The organism is Pseudomonas putida, assembly GCF_050990305.1.
GTDB classification, from domain to species: Bacteria; Pseudomonadota; Gammaproteobacteria; order Pseudomonadales; family Pseudomonadaceae; genus Aquipseudomonas; species Aquipseudomonas putida_AH.
The window spans coordinates 2,875,573-2,894,596 of record NZ_CP158817.1 but is presented as its reverse complement, the minus strand read 5'-3'; the positions used below and the strand labels follow the sequence as shown (position 1 = coordinate 2,894,596).

General features: G+C 60.5%; 15 protein-coding genes and 4 pseudogenes. 9 read left to right on the top strand and 10 right to left on the bottom strand.

The genetic code is table 11. The features are described 5' to 3' along the window. Positions 1–126 precede the first annotated feature (126 nt). From ABTV22_RS13260 to ABTV22_RS13230, 7 genes and pseudogenes are all read left to right on the top strand, one after another. Entirely contained in the window at positions 127–1,368 is a 1,242-nt protein-coding gene (locus ABTV22_RS13260) for an exonuclease SbcCD subunit D C-terminal domain-containing protein (protein WP_433740743.1), read from the top strand. After that, entirely contained in the window at positions 1,365–5,006 is a 3,642-nt protein-coding gene (locus tag ABTV22_RS13255; RefSeq protein ID WP_433740742.1) for an AAA family ATPase, read from the top strand. Before ABTV22_RS13260 ends, ABTV22_RS13255 begins: the two co-directional genes overlap by 4 nt. After that, positions 5,003–5,599: a glutathione S-transferase gene (locus tag ABTV22_RS13250; protein ID WP_433740740.1), complete on the top strand. Its 597-nt coding sequence runs from the start codon at positions 5,003–5,005 to the stop codon at positions 5,597–5,599. Before ABTV22_RS13255 ends, ABTV22_RS13250 begins: the two co-directional genes overlap by 4 nt. 107 nt (positions 5,600–5,706) lie before the next feature. Then, positions 5,707–5,859 (top strand): annotated as a pseudogene (locus ABTV22_RS13245) (glutathione S-transferase C-terminal domain-containing protein); the annotation flags it as partial. A gap of 107 nt (positions 5,860–5,966) precedes the next feature. Further along, positions 5,967–6,119, top strand: a pseudogene (locus ABTV22_RS13240) (glutathione S-transferase C-terminal domain-containing protein); the annotation flags it as partial. 107 nt (positions 6,120–6,226) lie between these two features. After that, a pseudogene (locus ABTV22_RS13235) lies at positions 6,227–6,379 on the top strand (glutathione S-transferase C-terminal domain-containing protein); the annotation flags it as partial. Positions 6,380–6,486: 107 nt separating this feature from the next. Next, positions 6,487–6,639: pseudogene (locus ABTV22_RS13230) on the top strand (glutathione S-transferase C-terminal domain-containing protein); the annotation flags it as partial. Positions 6,640–6,736: 97 nt separating this feature from the next. On the opposite strand, the gene ABTV22_RS13225 reads toward ABTV22_RS13230, so the two are convergent. From ABTV22_RS13225 to ABTV22_RS13185, 9 genes are all read right to left on the bottom strand, one after another. Continuing rightward, positions 6,737–6,994, bottom strand: coding sequence for a hypothetical protein (locus tag ABTV22_RS13225; RefSeq protein ID WP_433740738.1), 258 nt, complete (start codon positions 6,992–6,994; stop codon positions 6,737–6,739). Further along, a complete protein-coding gene (locus ABTV22_RS13220) occupies positions 6,991–7,203 on the bottom strand; it encodes a hypothetical protein (protein WP_433740736.1) in 213 nt (70 codons plus the stop codon). Before ABTV22_RS13220 ends, ABTV22_RS13225 begins: the two co-directional genes overlap by 4 nt. A gap of 115 nt (positions 7,204–7,318) precedes the next feature. After that, positions 7,319–7,444: a hypothetical protein gene (locus tag ABTV22_RS13215; protein WP_433740734.1), complete on the bottom strand. Its 126-nt coding sequence runs from the start codon at positions 7,442–7,444 to the stop codon at positions 7,319–7,321. A gap of 208 nt (positions 7,445–7,652) precedes the next feature. Then, complete coding sequence (locus ABTV22_RS13210; RefSeq protein WP_433740732.1) at positions 7,653–7,832, bottom strand: hypothetical protein; 180 nt, start codon at positions 7,830–7,832, stop codon at positions 7,653–7,655. 156 nt (positions 7,833–7,988) lie between these two features. Continuing rightward, a complete protein-coding gene (locus tag ABTV22_RS13205) occupies positions 7,989–9,158 on the bottom strand; it encodes a lactonase family protein (RefSeq protein WP_433741387.1) in 1,170 nt (389 codons plus the stop codon). Next, a complete protein-coding gene (locus ABTV22_RS13200) occupies positions 9,151–9,447 on the bottom strand; it encodes a DUF5629 family protein (RefSeq protein ID WP_433740730.1) in 297 nt (98 codons plus the stop codon). The genes ABTV22_RS13205 and ABTV22_RS13200 overlap by 8 nt, the downstream gene beginning before the upstream one ends. Before the next feature lie 120 nt (positions 9,448–9,567). After that, positions 9,568–11,148, bottom strand: a complete 1,581-nt coding sequence (locus tag ABTV22_RS13195; RefSeq protein ID WP_433740728.1) for an aldehyde dehydrogenase (NADP(+)) — start codon at positions 11,146–11,148, stop codon at positions 9,568–9,570. A 10-nt stretch (positions 11,149–11,158) separates the two neighbouring features. After that, positions 11,159–12,151, bottom strand: coding sequence for an AraD1 family protein (gene araD1, locus ABTV22_RS13190; protein WP_433740726.1), 993 nt, complete (start codon positions 12,149–12,151; stop codon positions 11,159–11,161). A 149-nt stretch (positions 12,152–12,300) separates the two neighbouring features. After that, complete coding sequence (locus tag ABTV22_RS13185; RefSeq protein ID WP_433740724.1) at positions 12,301–13,623, bottom strand: MFS transporter; 1,323 nt, start codon at positions 13,621–13,623, stop codon at positions 12,301–12,303. Positions 13,624–13,816: 193 nt separating this feature from the next. On the opposite strand from ABTV22_RS13185, the gene ABTV22_RS13180 reads away from it, so the two are divergent. Beyond that, on the top strand, positions 13,817–15,553 hold the full coding sequence (locus ABTV22_RS13180; protein WP_433740722.1) for an IlvD/Edd family dehydratase: 1,737 nt from the start codon (positions 13,817–13,819) through the stop codon (positions 15,551–15,553). A 195-nt stretch (positions 15,554–15,748) separates the two neighbouring features. After that, the gene (locus tag ABTV22_RS13175; protein WP_433740720.1) at positions 15,749–16,468 is read left to right on the top strand and encodes a FadR/GntR family transcriptional regulator; all 720 of its coding nucleotides are present in this window, start codon (positions 15,749–15,751) and stop codon (positions 16,466–16,468) included. 169 nt (positions 16,469–16,637) lie between these two features. Here ABTV22_RS13175 and ABTV22_RS13170 read toward each other — a convergent pair whose 3' ends face one another. After that, a complete protein-coding gene (locus tag ABTV22_RS13170; RefSeq protein WP_433740718.1) occupies positions 16,638–19,022 on the bottom strand; it encodes an efflux RND transporter permease subunit in 2,385 nt (794 codons plus the stop codon). Between the last annotated feature and the right edge of the window lie 2 nt (positions 19,023–19,024).

Below are 19,024 nucleotides of genomic sequence, written 5' to 3'. Positions count from 1 at the left end.
GCACCGCAGGTCTTCAATGCGGTCATATCCATCACACAACCCATATTTTTTACCAGTAAACTCCCTCCCTTTTAGCCACCATCCAATTCCCACGTGGCCATCACCTTATTTCCTACGGAGTTCGCCTTGCGTCTGTTTCACACCTCCGACTGGCACCTGGGGCAGAACCTGCACGGCCAGGATCGCGATTTCGAGCACGGCTGTTTTCTCGACTGGCTGCTGCGCCAGCTCAAACTCGAGCAGCCGGATGTGCTGCTGATCGCCGGCGATATCTTTGACACGGTCAATCCGCCGGTTAAAGCCCAGGAACGCCTGTACGACTTCATCGTCAGTGCGCACGAGCAGCAACCGAAGCTGACCATCGTGATGATCGCCGGCAACCACGACTCCGGCTCGCGTATCGAACTGCCGGCCCCGCTGATGCGTCGTTTGCGCACCCATGCCCTGGGTCGGGTGTTGTGGCTCGACGACGGGCAACTCGACGCCGAACGCTTGCTGATACCACTGCCGGACACCAAGGGTAAAACCGTCGCCTGGTGCCTGGCGCTGCCCTTCCTGCGCCCGGCCGAGGTCACCGGCGCGCACTTGGGCGACGACTACCTGCGCGGCATTGGCCAGGTCCATGAATGGCTGATTGAGGCGGCCAACGCCAAGCGCAAGAAGGGTCAGGCGCTGATCGCCATTAGCCACGCGCACATGGCCGGCGGCTCGGTGTCGGAGGATTCCGAACGCAGCCTGATCATCGGCAACGCCGAAGCCCTGCCCGCCAGTCTGTTCGGGCCCAGCATCAGCTACGTCGCCCTGGGGCACTTGCACAAGCCGCAAAAGGTCAATGGCGAAGAGCGGATTCGTTACAGCGGTTCGCCCATTCCGCTGTCGTTCTCCGAGATCGCTTACCAGCACCAGATTCTCGACATCACCCTGGACGGCGAAACCCTGGTCAGCGTCGAACCCAAACTCATTCCCCGCGCGGTGAATCTGCAACGCCTGGGCCCTGCGCCCTTGGCGGATATCCTGCTGCAACTGGCGGACCTGCCGGACATCGACCTGCTGGCCGATTACCAACGCCAACCCTGGCTGGAGGTGCGAGTACGCCTCGACGAACCGCAGCCGGACCTGCGTCATCAAGTGGAAACCGCCCTGCAAGGCAAAGCCGTACGCCTGGTGCGTATTGCCGCCGAATACGCCGGCAACGGCAATCGCCAGGATGCAGATGACGGTACGTTGATCGAACTGGACCAACTCACGCCCCAGGAGCTGTTCAGCCGCGCCTGGCAGGACAACTACGGCAGCGAGGTCGACGAGCAAACCCTCAAGGACTTTGCCGAGCTGCTGCAAGAAGTGCAGATGGAGGGCGAACAGCCATGAAGATTCTCGCCATCCGCCTGAAAAACCTCGCCTCACTGGCCGGGCCCTTCGAGATCGACTTCACCGCCGAACCCTTGGCCAGCGCCGGCCTGTTTGCCATCACCGGGCCCACTGGCGCCGGTAAAAGTACATTGCTCGATGCCCTGTGCCTGGCCTTGTTCGGCAGCGTCCCGCGCCTCAACAGCGTCCAGCCTTCAGCCAAGGCACCGGACATCGACGGTGACATCGGCACCGGTGACCCCCGCACACTATTGCGTCGCGGCACCGGCGAAGGCTTTGCCGAGGTCGATTTCGTCGGCATCGACGGCCGCCGCTACCGTGCGCGCTGGGAGGCCAACCGTGCCCGGGACAAAGCGGGCGGCAGGCTGCAAGCCAGTCGTCAGAGCTTGCGCGACATCGACCAGGATCAACTGCTCGCCAGCCAGAAGCTTGAATTCAAAAGCCGGATCGAGTCGGTACTGGGCTTGAACTTCGAACAGTTCACCCGCGCCGTGCTGTTGGCGCAAAGCGAATTCAGTGCCTTCCTCAAGGCCGATGACAACGACCGCAGTGAACTGCTGGAAAAACTCACCGACACGGCGCTTTACACCCGCTTGGGCCGTCGCGCCTTCGACAAGACCAAGGAAGCTCGCGAAGCCCACAAACTGCTGCAGGACCAGGCCAGTGGCGTCACACCGCTAGCCCCCGAAGCACGAGCGGAGCTGGATGAGCGCTTCAATGCGGCACAACAACAGCTCAAATTGCAGCAGGCGCAACTCAAGCAGCTTGAGTTGCAACACACCTGGCTCAAGGATTTGCACCAGTTGCAGGACGCGCAACACAGCGCCACCGAGCAATTGCAATCGGCGCAATCACACTGGGAAAGCCTGACCGGCGAGCGGCTGAAACTGTCCCGCCTGGAGCAACTGGCACCGCAACGGCATCAGTTTGCCCGCAAGGCCCAGATCGATGCGCTGCTGACGCCCCTGACCGTGCAGATGGCCGGACACACGCAGCAGTACAGCGAACTTGGCGAGCGCCAGGCACAACTGGAGCAGGCACTCGACGCCGCCCGGATGGCATTGAGCAACGCGCAACAGCAACAAACCGACTGCGCGCCGTTGCTGCGTCAGGCCTTCGAAGAACACAGCACCCTCGCCCGTCTGGTCAAGGAAACAGCCCTCGGTGCCGAAGCCAGGCACAACGCCGAGCAAGCCTTTGCCCAAGGCCAGAGCGCAATCCAAACCCTGCTCGACCGACAGGCCCAGGTCGCCGAACACTTGCAGCGCATGGCCGCCGAGCTTGAACAAAGCGCCCATTTGGCGCCGTTGAGTGAGGCCTGGAATGCCTATCGCGAACGCCTGCAACAACTGGTGTTGATCGGCAATCGACTGAACAAGGGCCAGGCCGAACTGGCCAACCTCGAACAAATCGCCACGGTTACGGCGCAGACACTGGCTGCGCAGAAACAGCAGCTGGACGTGCTGTTCAAGGAGGCCGATAGCGAACCAGATGCCATTGCCGAGCAGATCGGCATTCTCGGTAGCCTGTTGCAGGACAATCGCAAGCAACTGCGTGCCGTTGAAGACCTGACGCGGTTATGGACCAGCCAGCAGGAGTTGGATAAACGCGGCGCCGAGCTGCAACAGCGACTGCTCACCGCGCAGCAGGAGCGCGAGCGCCTGACCCAGGACGGGGTCAAGGCCAAGGCAGAACTGACGGTCGCCGAGCAGGCCCTGAACGTCACCCGCGAACTGCTGGAGCGTCAGCGCCTGGCACGCAGCGCCAGTGTCGAAGAGCTGCGCGCGCAGTTGCAGGATGATCAACCCTGCCCGGTCTGCGGCAGCCACGAGCATCCGTACCATCAGCCCGAAGCCCTGCTGCATAGCCTCGGTCGCTTTGATGAAGGCGAATTGGCCAACGCCCAGCAAGCCGTCGATCTGCTCAAGGAAAAGCTCACCGACCTGCGCGCCGAGGTCGGCGGCCTGATTGCCCGGCAAAAGGAACTGCTGCAACAACAGGAGCACCTGGCGACCCAGCAGCAAGCCCTGACGCCAAGCCTGCAAGCGCATCCGCTGGCAACGCAGCTGTTGGATCAGGATGCCGACAAACGCGACGCCTGGCTCACCCGGCAAAACAGCCAGTTGAATCAAAGCATCACTCAGGATGAGCAACGTCAAAGCGCCCTGCTCACCCTGCAACAGGAAGCCGCGCGCCTGACCCAACAACTGCGCCATGCCGAAACCGCGCATCAACAAGCGGCTCAGCAGCTGGACAATCAACAGCGCGAACTGGGCAGCGACCGTCAGCGCCTGGACGAAGAACTCACCGCCCTCGCCAACCTGCTGCCGGCCGAGACCCTGCAAGCGCTGCGCCTCGAGCCGGCCGCAACCTTCATACAGCTGGACCGGCAGATCACCGAACGCCTGGCGCAGCTCGATCAACAGAAGGAAGAACTGGCCGAACAGCAGCAACGCCAGCAACACCTGGAGAAGGAACAGGATCGGCAACAGACTCGCGATCAGCAACTGCAAGCCGCCGAGCAGCGCTTCAAAACCCTGTCTGAACAACAGCAGATGAGCCAGCACACCCTCGCGCAATTGCTCGGCGAACACAGCAGCGCCGAGCATTGGCAGCAGCAACTGGAACAGGCCGTGGAAACGGCACGCAGCACCGAAACCGGCACCGCCCAAGCGTTGCAAAGCGTGCACACGCAACAGGTGCGCATCGCCGCTGAGCTCAAGGCGCAGCAAGAACGTTTGCACGCGCTCGAAGGCGAAGACCGGGAACTGGCGGGTAAAATTGCCGATTGGCGCAGCCGTCACCCGGAACTGGATGATGGCGGCCTCGAAGACTTGCTGAGCGTCGATGATGTCCAGGTCAGCGAGCTGCGTCAACACTTGCAGAACAGTGAAAAAGCCATCGAACAGGCCAAGGTCCTGGTAGAGGAACGCGACAAACGCTTGCTCGATCACCAGGCGCAGCACAACGGTAACCTTGAAGCCGAACAACTCGACACCGCGCTGAGCCAATTGCATAACCAGTGTGGTGTCAGCGAACAGCTTTGCGCCGAACTGCGCGCCGAACAGGCCGAGGACCAGCGTCGGCAGAACGCCAATCAGGCTTTGGCGCAGCAAATGGCCGAGGCGTACGCGGAGTATCAACGCTGGGCGCGCCTGAGCGCATTGATCGGTTCGTCCACCGGCGACACCTTCCGCAAGATCGCCCAGGCCTACAACCTCGACCTGCTGGTGCACCATGCCAACGTGCAATTGCGCCAGTTGGTGCGGCGCTATCGCCTCAAACGGGGCGGCAGCATGCTCGGGTTGCTGGTGATGGACACTGAGATGGGCGACGAACTGCGTTCAGTGCATTCGTTGTCCGGTGGCGAAACCTTCCTGGTGTCGCTGGCCCTGGCCTTGGGCCTGGCATCCATGGCGTCGAGCACGCTAAAAATCGAATCGCTGTTCATCGACGAAGGTTTCGGCAGCCTCGACCCCGAATCCCTGCAACTGGCCATGGACGCCCTCGACGGCTTGCAGGCCCAGGGGCGCAAGGTCGCGGTGATTTCCCACGTGCAGGAAATGCACGAACGGATTCCGGTGCAGATTCAAGTCCACCGCCAAGGCAACGGCCTCAGCACCCTGGAGGTGAAATGATCACGCTGTACTCTTTCCGCCGCTGCCCGTATGCCATGCGAGCACGCATGGCCCTGCGCTACGCCGGGGTAGCCGTGGACATCGTCGAAGTCAGCCTGAAGGCCAAACCTGCCGAAATGCTCGCGCTGTCGAGCAAAGGTACGGTGCCGGTGTTGAGCGTCGAAGGCCGGGTCATCGATGAAAGCCTGGAGATCATGCGCTGGGCTTTGGCGCAGCATGACCCGCAGGACTGGTTGCTCAAGGACGATCCGAAAGGACAGCTGGCCATGGCCGCGTTGATCGAGGAGAACGATCAGGCGTTCAAAGTGCAGCTCAATCGCTACAAATATGCCGAACGCTACCCCGAGCAACCGATGACGTTTTATCGCGCCGAAGGCGAAGTGTTCCTGCGCAAGCTGGATGCATCATTGCAGGGACGTGATTATTTACTGGCCGACCACCCGTGCCTGGCCGACGTGGCGCTGATGCCGTTCATACGCCAATTCGCCCATGTCGACCGCGAGTGGTTTGCGCAGACGCCTTATCCGCGATTGCAAGACTGGTTGCAGCGGTTTCTGGCGTCGGGCCTGTTCACATCAATAATGGCGAAATAGACCCGATTCCCGTAGGAGCAAGGCTTGCCCGCGATGGGGCCCTCAAGACCGCCAAAAGCATCGCGGGCAAGCCTTGCTCCTACAGGGACTGTGGCGTTCAGGCCAACACTTCACTGGCCGACGTGGCGCTGATGCCGTTCATACGCCAATTCGCCCATGTCGACCGCGAATGGTTTGCGCAGACGCCTTATCCGCGATTGCAAGACTGGTTGCAGCAGTTTCTGGCGTCGGGCCTGTTCACATCAATAATGGCGAAATAGACCCGATTCCCGTAGGAGCAAGGCTTGCCCGCGATGGGGCCCTCAAGACCGCCAAAAGCATCGCGGGCAAGCCTTGCTCCTACAGGGACTGTGGCGTTCAGGCCAACACTTCACTGGCCGACGTGGCGCTGATGCCGTTCATACGCCAATTCGCCCATGTCGACCGCGAATGGTTTGCGCAGACGCCTTATCCGCGATTGCAAGACTGGTTGCAGCAGTTTCTGGCGTCGGGCCTGTTCACATCAATAATGGCGAAATAGACCCGATTCCCGTAGGAGCAAGGCTTGCCCGCGATGGGGCCCTCAAGACCGCCAAAAGCATCGCGGGCAAGCCTTGCTCCTACAGGGACTGTGGCGTTCAGGCCAACACTTCACTGGCCGACGTGGCGCTGATGCCGTTCATACGCCAATTCGCCCATGTCGACCGCGAATGGTTTGCGCAGACGCCTTATCCGCGATTGCAAGACTGGTTGCAGCGGTTTCTGGCGTCGGGCCTGTTCACATCAATAATGGCGAAATAGACCCGATTCCCGTAGGAGCAAGGCTTGCCCGCGATGGGGCCCTCAAGACCGCCAAAAGCATCGCGGGCAAGCCTTGCTCCTACAGGGACTGTGGCGTTCAGGCCAACACTTCACTGGCCGACGTGGCGCTGATGCCGTTCATACGCCAATTCGCCCATGTCGACCGCGAGTGGTTTGCGCAGACGCCTTATCCGCGATTGCAAGACTGGTTGCAGCAGTTTCTGGCGTCGGGCCTGTTCACATCAATAATGGCGAAATAGACCCGATTCCCGTAGGAGCAAGGCTTGCCCGCGATGGGGCCCTCAAGACCACCAAAAGCATCGCGGGCAAGCCTTGCTCCTACAGGGACTGTGGCGTTCAGGCCAACACTTCACACATGCCGATCTCTGCGCAATCGACATGGAACGGCCCAAAAAAGCCGCTTTCTGGTTTGATTGGCGGGTTGCCGGCCAGCATGCCCATGGCCTTGGCGATCTCGATGTTACGCGCGATGTTGTGATTGGCTTCGATGGCCCGTGCCACCGCACCTATCGAACCGTGCCCGATCCCCAGCAGGGAAAATCCATTGGTGATGAAGGCCAGGAAGGCGATGACCAGGAGTTTGCAACGGTTCATGCTCCGCCGACTCCTGCCAGTTCAGCCTGATCCACCATGGACTGTTGAGCACGGTGTTCAAACTGGATACCAGGGTGCGCCACTTGAATCGGTGTCTCGAAGGTTTGCTGCGACTGCGGCGAAAGACTGATGACCAGCACCATGACCAGGTAAAGACCGATAGCCACATAGGCGCCGTGTTTGGCAGAAGTGATGATTGCGCTGGCCATGATGAACTCCGTGGGCATGTTTCAGAGTCCACAGAATCGATCAAAAAAGCCTCGATAACCAACTAGGCGTGTCTATAGCAACTATCAGCTTCGTTGATCATTGAGCCAGGCTATTTCAGCCTTCAATAAAACTCATCAGCCGCTCGCGAGCAGCCTCGGGCTCCCCGGTAATGGGCTCAGCAGCAGACAGGATGGGGGTGGAATAGAGGAACAGCAGTACCACTGCAAGACGCATCGCCATGTGATCGATCCTTTTCTGGAGAAGGAGTCAAAAAATCAGCGTCAAAGTTAAACGCATGGCCATCTGATATCAAGCAGTAGATCGAGGGTGATAGGAAGCTGTCGTAAATGCGTTATGCAGGAGCGACATCACTTCAGTGCCTTCCGAGACGTAGCCGCTCGATCGGCAAGTGACTTCGCTCCTGCATAACAGGGGTAGGAAGGCAATTTCAGTGCTGGGTTTTGTGATCCAGTGCGGCGTAGAAGTTGGCGCTCTGTTGCAGGTATTTCTGGGTGTAGCTCTGGGTGTGGGATTTTTTGTCGCTGATTTCAACGTTGGCGCTGGCTGGCAGGGCTACGGAGGCAGAGATGGCGGAAGCGGCGATTACGGAGAAGAGATTGAAGTTCATGCTGTATTCCTCAGAGTTCAGTTGGCTTGCTTGCCCGGTGGGGCCGTGAAGCAAACTTAACCCTCGAGGAACGAGGCCTTGAAATGCTTTGTAGCATTACCAAATATCAGCCTCATTGATAGAAAGCTACAGGCCCCGCGAACCGGGGCCTGCGGTCTATTGTCGCAGCAAGAACTTGAGGTCGCTCGGGGCGTCCATCGGCAGTTTTTGCACGGTTTTGCCCAGCAAACCGCTCTTGGCATCGCGCTCGACGACGACAATCTGGTTGCTTTTCTGATTGGCGATCAGCACGAACTTGCCACTGGGATCGAGACTGAACTCACGAGGATGGTCGCCTTCCACCGCACGTCGTTGCAGCTCCTTGAGATGCCCGGTGGCAGGGTCGATGGCGAACACCAGCAACTGATTGGCGGTGCCCCGGTTGCTGACGTAGAGGAACTTGCCATCCGATGAGGCATGCAACGCCGCGGCGGCCTTGTCCGACACCGGCTGACCGGCGGCCAGATCGACCATTTGCGTCTGCTCAAGCGTGCCGTCGCGATAATCGAACACGGCCACCTGGGCGCTCATCTCCATGGTCAGCCAGGCGTGCTTGCCATCGGCACTGAACAGCAGATGACGCGGCCCGCTGCCCGGTGGCAGCTGGACAAACGCTGGCGTGGCCGGGGTCAACGGCAGGTCGGGATTGGCCTTGGGATCTAAACGGTAGACAAAGACCTTGTCCGCACCCAGGTCATTGGCAAACACGTACTTGCCATCCGGGGACGGGATCGTCGAATGCACATGCGCCGACATCTGCCGCTCGGGATTGACCCGACTGGCCGGATGACTGCTCATCTGCACCACCGATTTGAGCACGCCATCGCTGCCCACTGGCAACACCGCCAAGGTGCCGCCCGGATCTTCAGCCACCGAGTAGTTGCTGACGAACAGGTGGCTGCCATCAAGGCTGAGGCTCGAATGGGTCGGCTCGTTACCCAGGCTCTGCACCTGATTGATCAGGCTCAGCCCATGGTTCTTGGGGTCGATGGCAAAACTGCTGACCCGCCCTACCGGATCGGCCTGCCCAGGGCCATTTTCGTTGACCACGAACAGGTGTCGCAGGTCCTTGCTCAACGTCAGCCATGACGGGTTTTCGCTGTTGATCACTTGCAACGGTTTGGCGTTGATCTGCCCGGTTGCGCTGTCGAAGTTCAGCCGATAAATGCCCTGGCTTTGCCCGGCGGTGTAGGAACCCACGAGCAACTGATAGTCCTCGGCGGATGCGGCTTGAACGCCCATCGCGCCGATGCTACCAGCCATCAGCAGTGGCCAGAAGTTACGCATCCGCTTGTTCGTCGTCATCGTTGTCGCCGCTGATGACGTCGCCGAGGCAGACCAGACGGTGTTCGCCAGAATCACCGGTAATCAACCAGCTTTGCAATGTGGTGTCATAGGTCGCGGCCTGAACTTGCGCCGGTGTGAATTCCCAGTGCTTGGCCACACGACCGTCCATGCATTCGATATGCAGGTTGTCTTCGACATCAAGGGCGAATTCGAAGGCGTGCAGCCCGTCGATCTCCACCATTCCGCAGTGTTCGAGGGCGTTGAGCAGGGTGTCGGTTACAGCAGTCATGGCAATCAATCTTTGAGTGGTAAAAACGCAATGATAGCTCATTGCGCCCCACCCTCCTCTGTAGGAGCTGCCGCAGGCTGCGATCTTTTGATCTTAAAAGATCGCAGCCTGCGGCAGCTCCTACAGGGCTTCGCGTGACGGCTTGCCATCCACCAGGCGTTGGATGCGCAACGGATTGGCGTTTTTCAGTGCATCCGGCAGCAGGCTGTCCGGGTAGTTCTGCAAGCATACCGGGCGCAGGAAGCGGCCGATGGCCAGTGTCCCCACCGAGGTGCCACGGGCATCGGACGTCGCCGGATACGGACCGCCATGGACCATCGAATCACACACCTCCACACCCGTCGGATAGCCGTTGATCAGGATCCGACCGACCTTCTGTTCCAGCAACGCCGTCAACTCGCCAAACTGCGCGAAATCCGCTGGTTCACCGATGATCGTCGCCGTCAATTGACCGCGCAATCCGTTCAACGCGGTATTCAGTTGCGCCTGATCCACCACTTCGACCACCACCGTGGCAGGGCCGAACACTTCTTCTTGCAGCACCTCATCCCCCTCGATCAGCAGGCTGACATCAGCCTTGAACAACTGAGGCTGTGCCTGACGACCTGATTGTGGCTGCCCTGCCAGGTGTTCGATGCCAGGGTGTTCGAGCAGCTTTTGCAAGCCCTTGCCATAGCTGCCCAGGGTCCCGGCATTGAGCATGGTTTGCGCTGGTTGATCGGCCATCAGGTCGGCCAGTTGCTTGAGGAATGCCGTGAATTGCGGCGAACGAATGCCGATTACCAGGCCAGGGTTGGTACAGAACTGCCCGCAACCCTGAACCACCGAAGCCGACAGTCCACGAGCGATGGTTTCCGTGCGCTCTTGCAGCGCCTGGGGCAGCACAATCACCGGGTTGATACTCGACATTTCGGCGAACACCGGGATCGGTTGCGCTCGTGCCGCCGCCATGTCGCACAACGCTCGACCGCCCTTGAGCGAACCGGTAAAACCCACCGCCTGAATCGCCGGATGCTTGACCAGCGCTTCACCCACCCCGCCGCCGTAGATCATGTTGAACACACCGGCTGGCATCGTGGTCTTCTGCGCGGCACGCAGGATCGCATCGGCGACTTGCTCGGCCGTGGCCATGTGACCACTGTGGGCCTTGAACACCACCGGGCAACCGGCGGCCAGGGCAGCGGCGGTATCGCCACCGGCGGTGGAGAATGCCAGGGGAAAGTTACTGGCACCGAACACCGCCACCGGGCCGAGCCCGATACGGTACTGACGCAAATCCGGACGCGGCAACGGCTGGCGCTCGGGCAAGGCCCGGTCAATCCGCGCGCCGTAGAAATCGCCACGGCGCAGCACGTTGGCGAACAGGCGCATCTGGCCACTGGTGCGGCTGCGCTCGCCGATGATCCGCGCAGCCGGCAAGGCGGTTTCGCGGCACACCACGGTCACAAACTCATCGCCCAACGCGTCCAGTTCATCAGCAATCGCATCGAGAAACTGCGCACGACGCTCGGCGCTCAGACTGCGATAGGTCGGGTAGGCCACAGCGGCAGCCTTGGCGGCGGCGTCGACTTCTTCCGGCGTGGCCTGGAGGAAATCGTAGGGCAACGCCTCGCCGGTTTCGGCATCGACACTGTGCAATTTGACGCCGCCCAACGCGCTGCGCTGACCACCGATGTAGTTGTGACCAAGAATTCGGGTCATGGATAGCTCCTCAAAGTGCGGCGACGGTGCCGGGTTCGAATGCGGCTGCAACCGGTGCGATGCCATTGACCAGGGGCGCGCCGAACTCAGCCTGGCTGACCTCGAATACATCCCCCGGCTGCGTGCGCACGCCATCGGCGAACGACAGGGTCGCGGTGCCGAAGAAATGAATGTGCACATCCCCCGCACGCAGGAACTGGCTGTACTTGAAGTGGTGATACTCCAGATTCGCCAGGCTGTGGCACATGTTGGCCTCGCCACTGAGGAACTCGTTCTGCCACAGCACTTGGCCATCGCGCAGGATGCGGCTGGTGCCCGCCAGGTGCTGGGGCAATTCGCCCACCCGCAGTTCCGGGCCGTAGCTGCAACTGCGCAGTTTTGAGTGAGCCAGGTATAGGTAGTTCTTGCTCTCCATCACGTGATCGGAGAACTCGTTGCCCACGGCAAACCCCAGCCGATACGGCTTGCCGTCGTGACCGATGACGTACAGGCCGCTCAGCTCGGGTTCTTCGCCGGCGTCTTCGGCAAACGGCGGCAACGGGAATGGTTGGCCCGGACGCACGACAATGCTGCCATCGCCCTTGTAGAACCATTCCGGTTGCACACCGGCCTGGCCCGCTGCCGGTTTGCCACCCTCCACGCCCCACTTGAAGATGCGCATGGTGTCGGTCATCGCCGCTTCGTCGCCAGCCTGTTGATGCATCTTGTCCCGTGCCGAGGCGCTGCCCAGGTGAGTCAGGCCGGTGCCGCTGACCAGCATGTGTGCCGGGTCCGGATGGTCCAGCGGCGGCAGAATGCGCAATTGCGCCAGCAGTTCGGCGTAGTCGTGGCTGATGCCCAGGCCCAGCGTTTGCACCTGTTGTTCAAGGGTGTTGCCCGCCTCGATCGCCGCCAACGCCAGATCGCGAACGGTGTGTGCCTCACGAACTTCCAGGACCAGAGTCCCCTCGACCACGCCGACACGGCGTAAACCGTTACTCAATTCGAATTGAACCAAACGCATGAAATTTCTCCATTAAGCAGAACTTGAAAACACCGCAAGCCCTGTAGGAGCAAAGCTTGCTCGCGATGGCGGCGGAACATTCAGCAATGGAGTCGCCTGAAAATCCGCTATCGCGAGCAAGCTTTGCTCCTACAGGTCCGTGTCAGGTGTCAGGTACGGGTCGCGCCCCGCGCACTCGCCGCAAACTCATCCGCCGGCAGCACATGCTTGCGTTCCAGCTGGCGATAAACGACGCCGGTCAGAATCAGGCCGCAAACCATCACGCCAGACAGGAAGTACAACCCCGAAGCCAGGTTGCCGGTGTATTCCTTGAGCGCGCCGATCACGAACGGGCCGATGTAGCCGCCGAGGTTGCCCACCGAGTTGATCAGCGCAATCCCCGCTGCCGCGCTGGCACCGGCAAAGAAGCGACCGGGCAAGGTCCAGAACACCGCCGTGCAGGAAAACAGCGCAAACGCCACCAGACACAGCGCCATCAATTGCAGCACCGGCAGCGACAACCAGGCGCTGAGGAACAGGCCGATGGCGCCCAGCACATAAAGCACCGCCAGGTGGCCGTAGCGATCATTCAGTCGGTCGGAGCTGCGCGGGATGATCAACAGACCGATGATCCCGAAGATGTACGGCACCGATGACACGAAACCGGTCACCAGATCGCTGCCACCAAACTGCTTGATCAGGGTCGGCAGCCACAGGCCCAAGCCATAAATGCTCAGGGTCACCGGCAGGTAGAACAGCGCCAGCAGCAATACGCGCTTGTCCTTGAGGGCGTGCAACGGGTTGCCGTGGCGGGTCTGGCCGTACTGTGCCAGGTCTTTTTTCAGCTCGCCGGTCAGCCAGTCCTTTTCCGCCTGGTCCATCCATTTCACCTGTTGCGGGCCATCCGGCAACCAGCGCAGCACCGGCCAGGTCAGCAGGATCGCCGGGGTGCCGATGACGATGAACAGCCACTGCCAGCCGTGCAGCCCCAGCACGCCATCCATGCCGAGCAAACCACCGGACACGGGGCCGGTGATCATCATCGCGATCGGTTGCGACAGGATGAACAGCCCCAGGATCTTGCCGCGATGGCGCACCGGGAACCATTGGGTGATGTAGTACAGGACGCCCGGGAAGAACCCGGCTTCCGCCGCCCCCAGCAGAAAGCGCATCACATAAAAGCTATTCGGTCCCTGGACGAAGGCCATGCCGATGGTGATGGCGCCCCAGGTGATCATGATCCGCGCGAACCAGCGCCGCGCGCCGAAGCGATCGAGCATCAGGTTGCTGGGGATTTCCAGCAGGAAATAACCAATGAAGAACAGGCCTGCACCCAGGCCATAGGCCGCGTCACCCAGGCCGATGTCGGCGCCCATGTGCAATTTGGCGAAGCCCACGGCGGAGCGGTCCACGTAGGCGATCAGGTACAGCAGGATCAGGAAGGGAATCAGTTTCAGCGTGATGCGACGAATAAGCCGCAGTTCCTGGCTCATGGGATCGGTCTCCGATTGTTGTTTTTATAGAACCTCGGGGGACGCCTCTCACGATAAATCGCCAGGGCCATCCCTCCGCTGAAAACGACTATATAGTAATACTAATTACCCAACAACTCTTCCAAATACACGATTTTGAGCTTATGTTACGCCTCAGCTCGAACAATATAGTCATACAATAAGAGAATCGATCATGTCTGATAAGAAACCCACCCTGCGCTCCGCCCAATGGTTTGGCACCGCCGACAAGAACGGCTTCATGTACCGCAGCTGGATGAAGAATCAGGGCATCGCCGACCATCAGTTCCACGGCAAGCCGATCATTGGCATCTGTAACACCTGGTCGGAATTGACCCCGTGCAACGCGCATTTCCGCCAGATCGCCGAGCACGTCAAACGCGGGGTGATCGAGGCTGGGGGCTTCCCGGTGGAGTTCCCGGTGTTCTCCAACGGCGAATCCAACCTGCGCCCCACCGCCATGCTCACCCGCAACCTGGCGAGCATGGACGTGGAAGAGGCCATTCGCGGTAACCCGATTGACGGCGTGGTGCTGCTGACCGGTTGCGACAAAACCACCCCGGCCTTGCTCATGGGCGCCGCCAGTTGCGACGTGCCGGCCATCGTGGTCACCGGCGGGCCGATGCTCAACGGCAAGCACAAGGGCAAGGACATCGGCTCGGGCACCGTGGTCTGGCAGCTCAGCGAGCAGGTCAAGGCCGGCACCATCACCATCGACGACTTCCTCGCAGCCGAGGGCGGCATGTCCCGCTCGGCTGGCACCTGCAACACCATGGGCACGGCCTCGACCATGGCCTGCATGGCTGAAGCGCTCGGCACGTCCCTGCCCCACAACGCGGCGATTCCAGCGGTCGATGCACGTCGTTATGTGTTGGCGCACATGTCCGGCATGCGCGCGGTGGAGATGGTCCGTGAAGACTTGAAGCTGTCAAAGATCCTGACCAAGGAAGCCTTCGAAAACGCCATCCGGGTCAACGCGGCAATTGGTGGCTCGACCAACGCGGTGATCCACCTCAAGGCCATCGCCGGACGTATCGGCGTGGAACTGGATCTGGACGACTGGACCCGTATCGGTCGCGGCATGCCCACCATCGTCGACCTGCAACCGTCCGGGCGCTTCCTGATGGAAGAGTTCTACTACGCCGGTGGTTTGCCAGCGGTCCTGCGTCGCCTGGGTGAAGCCAATCTAATCCCGAACCCGAACGCCCTGACCGTCAACGGCAAATCCATCGGCGAGAACACCAAGGACGCGCCGATCTACGGCGAAGATGAAGTGATCCGTACCCTCGACAATCCGATCCGCGCCGATGGCGGCATCTGTGTGCTGCGTGGCAACCTGGCGCCACTGGGTGCCGTGCTTAAACCGTCCGCTGCCACACCGCAGCTGATGCAACATCGCGGGCGCGCGGTGGTGTTCGAAAACTTCGACATGTACAAGGCACGGATCAACGACCCGGAACTGGAAGTCGACGCCAGCTCGATCCTGGTGATGAAAAACTGTGGACCCAAGGGTTATCCGGGCATGGCTGAAGTCGGCAACATGGGCCTGCCGGCCAAACTGCTGGCCCAGGGCGTAACCGACATGGTGCGCATTTCCGATGCACGCATGAGCGGCACGGCGTACGGCACCGTGGTCTTGCATGTGGCGCCGGAAGCGGCGGCCGGCGGACCTCTGGCGGCGGTGAAGGAAGGTGACTGGATTGAATTGGATTGCGCCAGCGGCCGCCTGCACCTGGACATTCCTGACGCCGAACTGGCGGCGCGCATGGCCGATCTGCAACCGCCGCAGCAATTGCTGGTGGGAGGCTATCGTCAGCTGTACATCGACCATGTGCTGCAGGCGGATCAGGGCTGCGACTTCGACTTCCTGGTCGGATGCCGCGGAGCCGAAGTGCCTCGCCACTCTCACTAACACCACCCGCACTCTGTAGGAGCAGAGCTTGCTCGCGATGACGGCAGATCATTCAATATTGATGTCGGCTGTCAGACCGCAATCGCGAGCAAGCTTTGCTCCTACAAAATCAGGACTGTATACGCGCTGGCGACCGTCCTCCCCGTGCCTGTTATCATGCCCGGTATCCCCCCGCACAGGACCGCGTCGCCTCCCATGGATTACCGCAAACCCTCCGACCGCAAAAGCATGCATTCGCGCATCGTCCAGGAATTGGGCATGCAGATCGTCTCCGGGCGCTTCCTGCCGGACGACAAACTGCCCGCCGAAGCGCTGCTGTGCGAAGAATATGCCGTCAGCCGGCCGGTCCTGCGTGAAGCCACCCGTGTCCTGGTCGCCAAGGGGCTGGTGTATTCACGCCCGCGGGTCGGCACTGTGGTCAAGCCGCGCAAGGACTGGCACATGCTGGACCCGGACGTGCTGCACTGGCTGATGCAAAGCAGTCCGCAGAACGAATTTTTTGACCTGTTGACCAGCGTGCGCAGCATCATCGAACCTGCCGTCGCGGCGCTGGCCGCACAGTTCGCCACGGAAGCGGACATTGCTTCCATCGGCGAGGCTTACCAGCGCATGGAAGCGGCGGCGACGCCGGAAGCCCTGCTGCAACCGGACCTGGATTTCCACAGCCGCATCGCCGATGCCACCCACAACGACCTGCTGGCCAACCTGTGCAACATGCTCTCGGTGGCGATTGCCGAGGCCTTGAAACATTCCAACCAGCGGCCGAACCTGCATGAACTGGCACTGCCACGGCACAAGGCGATCCTCACAGCCATCGAGAACCGTGATGCGTTGGGTGCGCGGCATGCGACGCTGGTGCAGCTCGATGACGCGCGCAATGCGTTGAATGTGGTACTTGGCACCGATCCCACCTGATTTCCCCCGTAGGAGCCGGCTTGCTGGCGATCGCGATTGAACATTCAACCCCGGTATGATTTCTCGCCCGCGATCGCCAGCAAGCCGGCTCCTACAGATGTTTTGCGAATCTTCAGATAAAAAAAGACGCAACCCTGGGGGTTGCGGCTTTTGTGTTTCTGATCAGTGATCAGTGTGCAAACAGCGAATTGCCCTTCTGCCCCGCCAGTTTCTCCGGCTTGATCAGGAACCGCGCCAGCGCTGGCAGCAGCCACAGTGCGCCGAACATGTTCCACAGCAGCATGAAGGTCAGCATCAGCCCCATGTCGGCCTGGAACTTGATGGCCGAGAAGATCCAGGTGCACACGCCGATGGCCAGGCACAGACCGGTGAACAATACCGCCTTACCGGTGGACTTCAGCGTCTGGTAGTAGGCCTCTTGCAGCGGCAGGCCGGCACGCAGGAAGCTTTCCAGGCGGCTGTAGATGTAGATGCCGTAGTCCACGCCGATCCCCACGCCCAAGGCCACCACCGGCAGGGTCGCGACCTTCACACCAATGCCCATGAAGGCCATCAAGGCGTTACCGAGCACCGAGGTGAGCACCAGCGGCAGCACGATGCACAAGGTCGCCGCCCAGGAGCGGAAGGTGATCATGCACATGACCGCCACGCAGATGTACACCAGGATCAGGATGGTCAACTCGGACTTCTTGATGACTTCGTTGGTGGCCGCCTCGATACCAGCGTTACCGGCGGCAAGGATGAACTCCAGCCCGTCCTTGTTGTTTTCCTTAGCAAACTCTTGCACCGCGTGCACCGCGCGATCCAGGGTTTCGGCCTTGTGATCGTTGAGGAACACCAGCACCGGTGCCAGCGAGCAATTGTTGTTGTACAGACCATCGGCGCGGGCAATGGAGTTGTTCAGCACGTCCGGGTTGCGCGACAGGGTTTCCCATTTCAGGTTGCCCTCGTTCATGCCCTTGATCATCTGCTTGGACACGGTCACCAGGGAAATCGCCGACTGCACGCCTTCGGTGTTCTGCATCTTCCACATCAGCTCATCGATCGGCGCCATGGCTTCGTAGCGCGAGCAGCCTTCGGCCTTGGTCTTGACCATCACCACCAACACATCGGAACTGGTGGAGTAGTTGCTGATGATGAAGTTGTTGTCCTTGTTGTAGCGTGAATCCGGACGCAGTTCCGGCGCACCCTGATCGAGGTCGCCGATCTTCAGGTTCTGGCTGTACCAGAGGCCGCCGCCAAAGGCGATCAAGGCCAGCAGTACCGAAACTGGAGCCACTTTGGCGCTGGCAAAGTTCGCCAGCAGACGCCAGAACGGGTGTTCGCGGGTCGCGTCCTTCTTGCTGCGGTCCACGGCACGCTTGCTGATACCGACGTAGGAAATCGCCACGGGCAGCAGGATCAGGTTGGTGAACACGATTACCGCCACGCCGATGGACGCACCGATCGCCAGCTCGCGGATCACGCCGATGTCGATAATCAGCAGCGTAATGAAGCCCACGGCATCGGCGAGGATCGCGATCATCCCCGGCAGAAACAGTTGACGGAAGGTGCGGCGTGCCGCGGTCAGGGCGTTGTCTGCCTCGCTGGATTGCAGGGCAATGCCGTTGATCTTCTGCACACCGTGGGAAATACCGATGGCAAAGATCAGGAACGGCACCAGCATCGAGTATGGGTCAAGGCCGAAACCAAAGAAGTGCATCAACCCAAGCTGCCAGATCACCGCCACCAGCGTCGTACTCAACACCGCCACGGTGCTGCGCATGCAGTTGGTGAACCAGTAGAGCAGGATCAGGGTGATGACGAAGGCGATACCGAAGAACATCACCACCATCACCAGACCATCGATCAGGTCGCCGACCTTCTTGGCGAAACCGACGATGTGGATCTTGACGTTAGGGTTCTGTTTTTCGAATTTGTCCCGGATCTTTTCTTCAAGATCGTGGGAGAACTTGCGGTAGTCCAGCGCCAGCAACTTGCCCTGGTCCTGTGGGTCCGGATAAGACTCCAGCAGCGGGATGTCGACGATGCTCGACTTGAAGTCGTTGGACACCAGTCGCCCGATCTGCCCGGACTTGAGCACGTTGTTGCGCAACAGGTCGAGGCTTTGCTGCGAACCGTTGTAGCTCTGCGGGATCACTTCACCGCCGGCGAAGCCCTCCTCCGTCACTTCGGTCCAACGCACGCTCGGGCTCCACAGCGACTTCAGGCCGGAACGGTCGACACCGGAAATGTAGAACACCTCGTCGTGGATCTGACGCAGGGTCTCCATGTACTCCTTGGAAAAGATGTCACCGTCGGTGGCTTCCACGGAAATCCGTACGGTGTTGCCCAGGTTCGCCAGATCGTTGCGATGCTCCATCATCTTCTGGATGAAGGGATGCTCCAGCGGGATCATTTTTTCGAAACTGGTGGACGGCCGGATAAGCGTCGCCTGCCAGAACAGGAAGATGCTGACCAGCAGGCAGATCGTGATCACTGCCGGGCGGTTGTTGAAAATCAGGCGTTCAAGAAACGTCGCCTTGTCCTGATGATGAGTGCTCAAGGAAGTCATAG

Excerpts from the sequence above, each read along its gene's own strand:
- ABTV22_RS13255 (WP_433740742.1), top strand. The coding sequence starts at position 1,365 with ATGAAGATTCTCGCCATCCGCCTGAAAAACCTCGCCTCACTGGCCGGG.
- ABTV22_RS13250 (WP_433740740.1), top strand. The coding sequence starts at position 5,003 with ATGATCACGCTGTACTCTTTCCGCCGCTGCCCGTATGCCATGCGAGCA.
- ABTV22_RS13225 (WP_433740738.1), bottom strand. The coding sequence starts at position 6,994 with ATGAACCGTTGCAAACTCCTGGTCATCGCCTTCCTGGCCTTCATCACC.
- ABTV22_RS13220 (WP_433740736.1), bottom strand. The coding sequence starts at position 7,203 with ATGGCCAGCGCAATCATCACTTCTGCCAAACACGGCGCCTATGTGGCT.
- ABTV22_RS13215 (WP_433740734.1), bottom strand. The coding sequence starts at position 7,444 with ATGGCGATGCGTCTTGCAGTGGTACTGCTGTTCCTCTATTCCACCCCC.
- ABTV22_RS13210 (WP_433740732.1), bottom strand. The coding sequence starts at position 7,832 with ATGAACTTCAATCTCTTCTCCGTAATCGCCGCTTCCGCCATCTCTGCC.
- ABTV22_RS13205 (WP_433741387.1), bottom strand. The coding sequence starts at position 9,158 with ATGCGTAACTTCTGGCCACTGCTGATGGCTGGTAGCATCGGCGCGATG.
- ABTV22_RS13200 (WP_433740730.1), bottom strand. The coding sequence starts at position 9,447 with ATGACTGCTGTAACCGACACCCTGCTCAACGCCCTCGAACACTGCGGA.
- ABTV22_RS13195 (WP_433740728.1), bottom strand. The coding sequence starts at position 11,148 with ATGACCCGAATTCTTGGTCACAACTACATCGGTGGTCAGCGCAGCGCG.
- araD1 (WP_433740726.1), bottom strand. The coding sequence starts at position 12,151 with ATGCGTTTGGTTCAATTCGAATTGAGTAACGGTTTACGCCGTGTCGGC.
- ABTV22_RS13185 (WP_433740724.1), bottom strand. The coding sequence starts at position 13,623 with ATGAGCCAGGAACTGCGGCTTATTCGTCGCATCACGCTGAAACTGATT.
- ABTV22_RS13180 (WP_433740722.1), top strand. The coding sequence starts at position 13,817 with ATGTCTGATAAGAAACCCACCCTGCGCTCCGCCCAATGGTTTGGCACC.
- ABTV22_RS13175 (WP_433740720.1), top strand. The coding sequence starts at position 15,749 with ATGGATTACCGCAAACCCTCCGACCGCAAAAGCATGCATTCGCGCATC.
- ABTV22_RS13170 (WP_433740718.1), bottom strand. The coding sequence starts at position 19,022 with ATGACTTCCTTGAGCACTCATCATCAGGACAAGGCGACGTTTCTTGAA.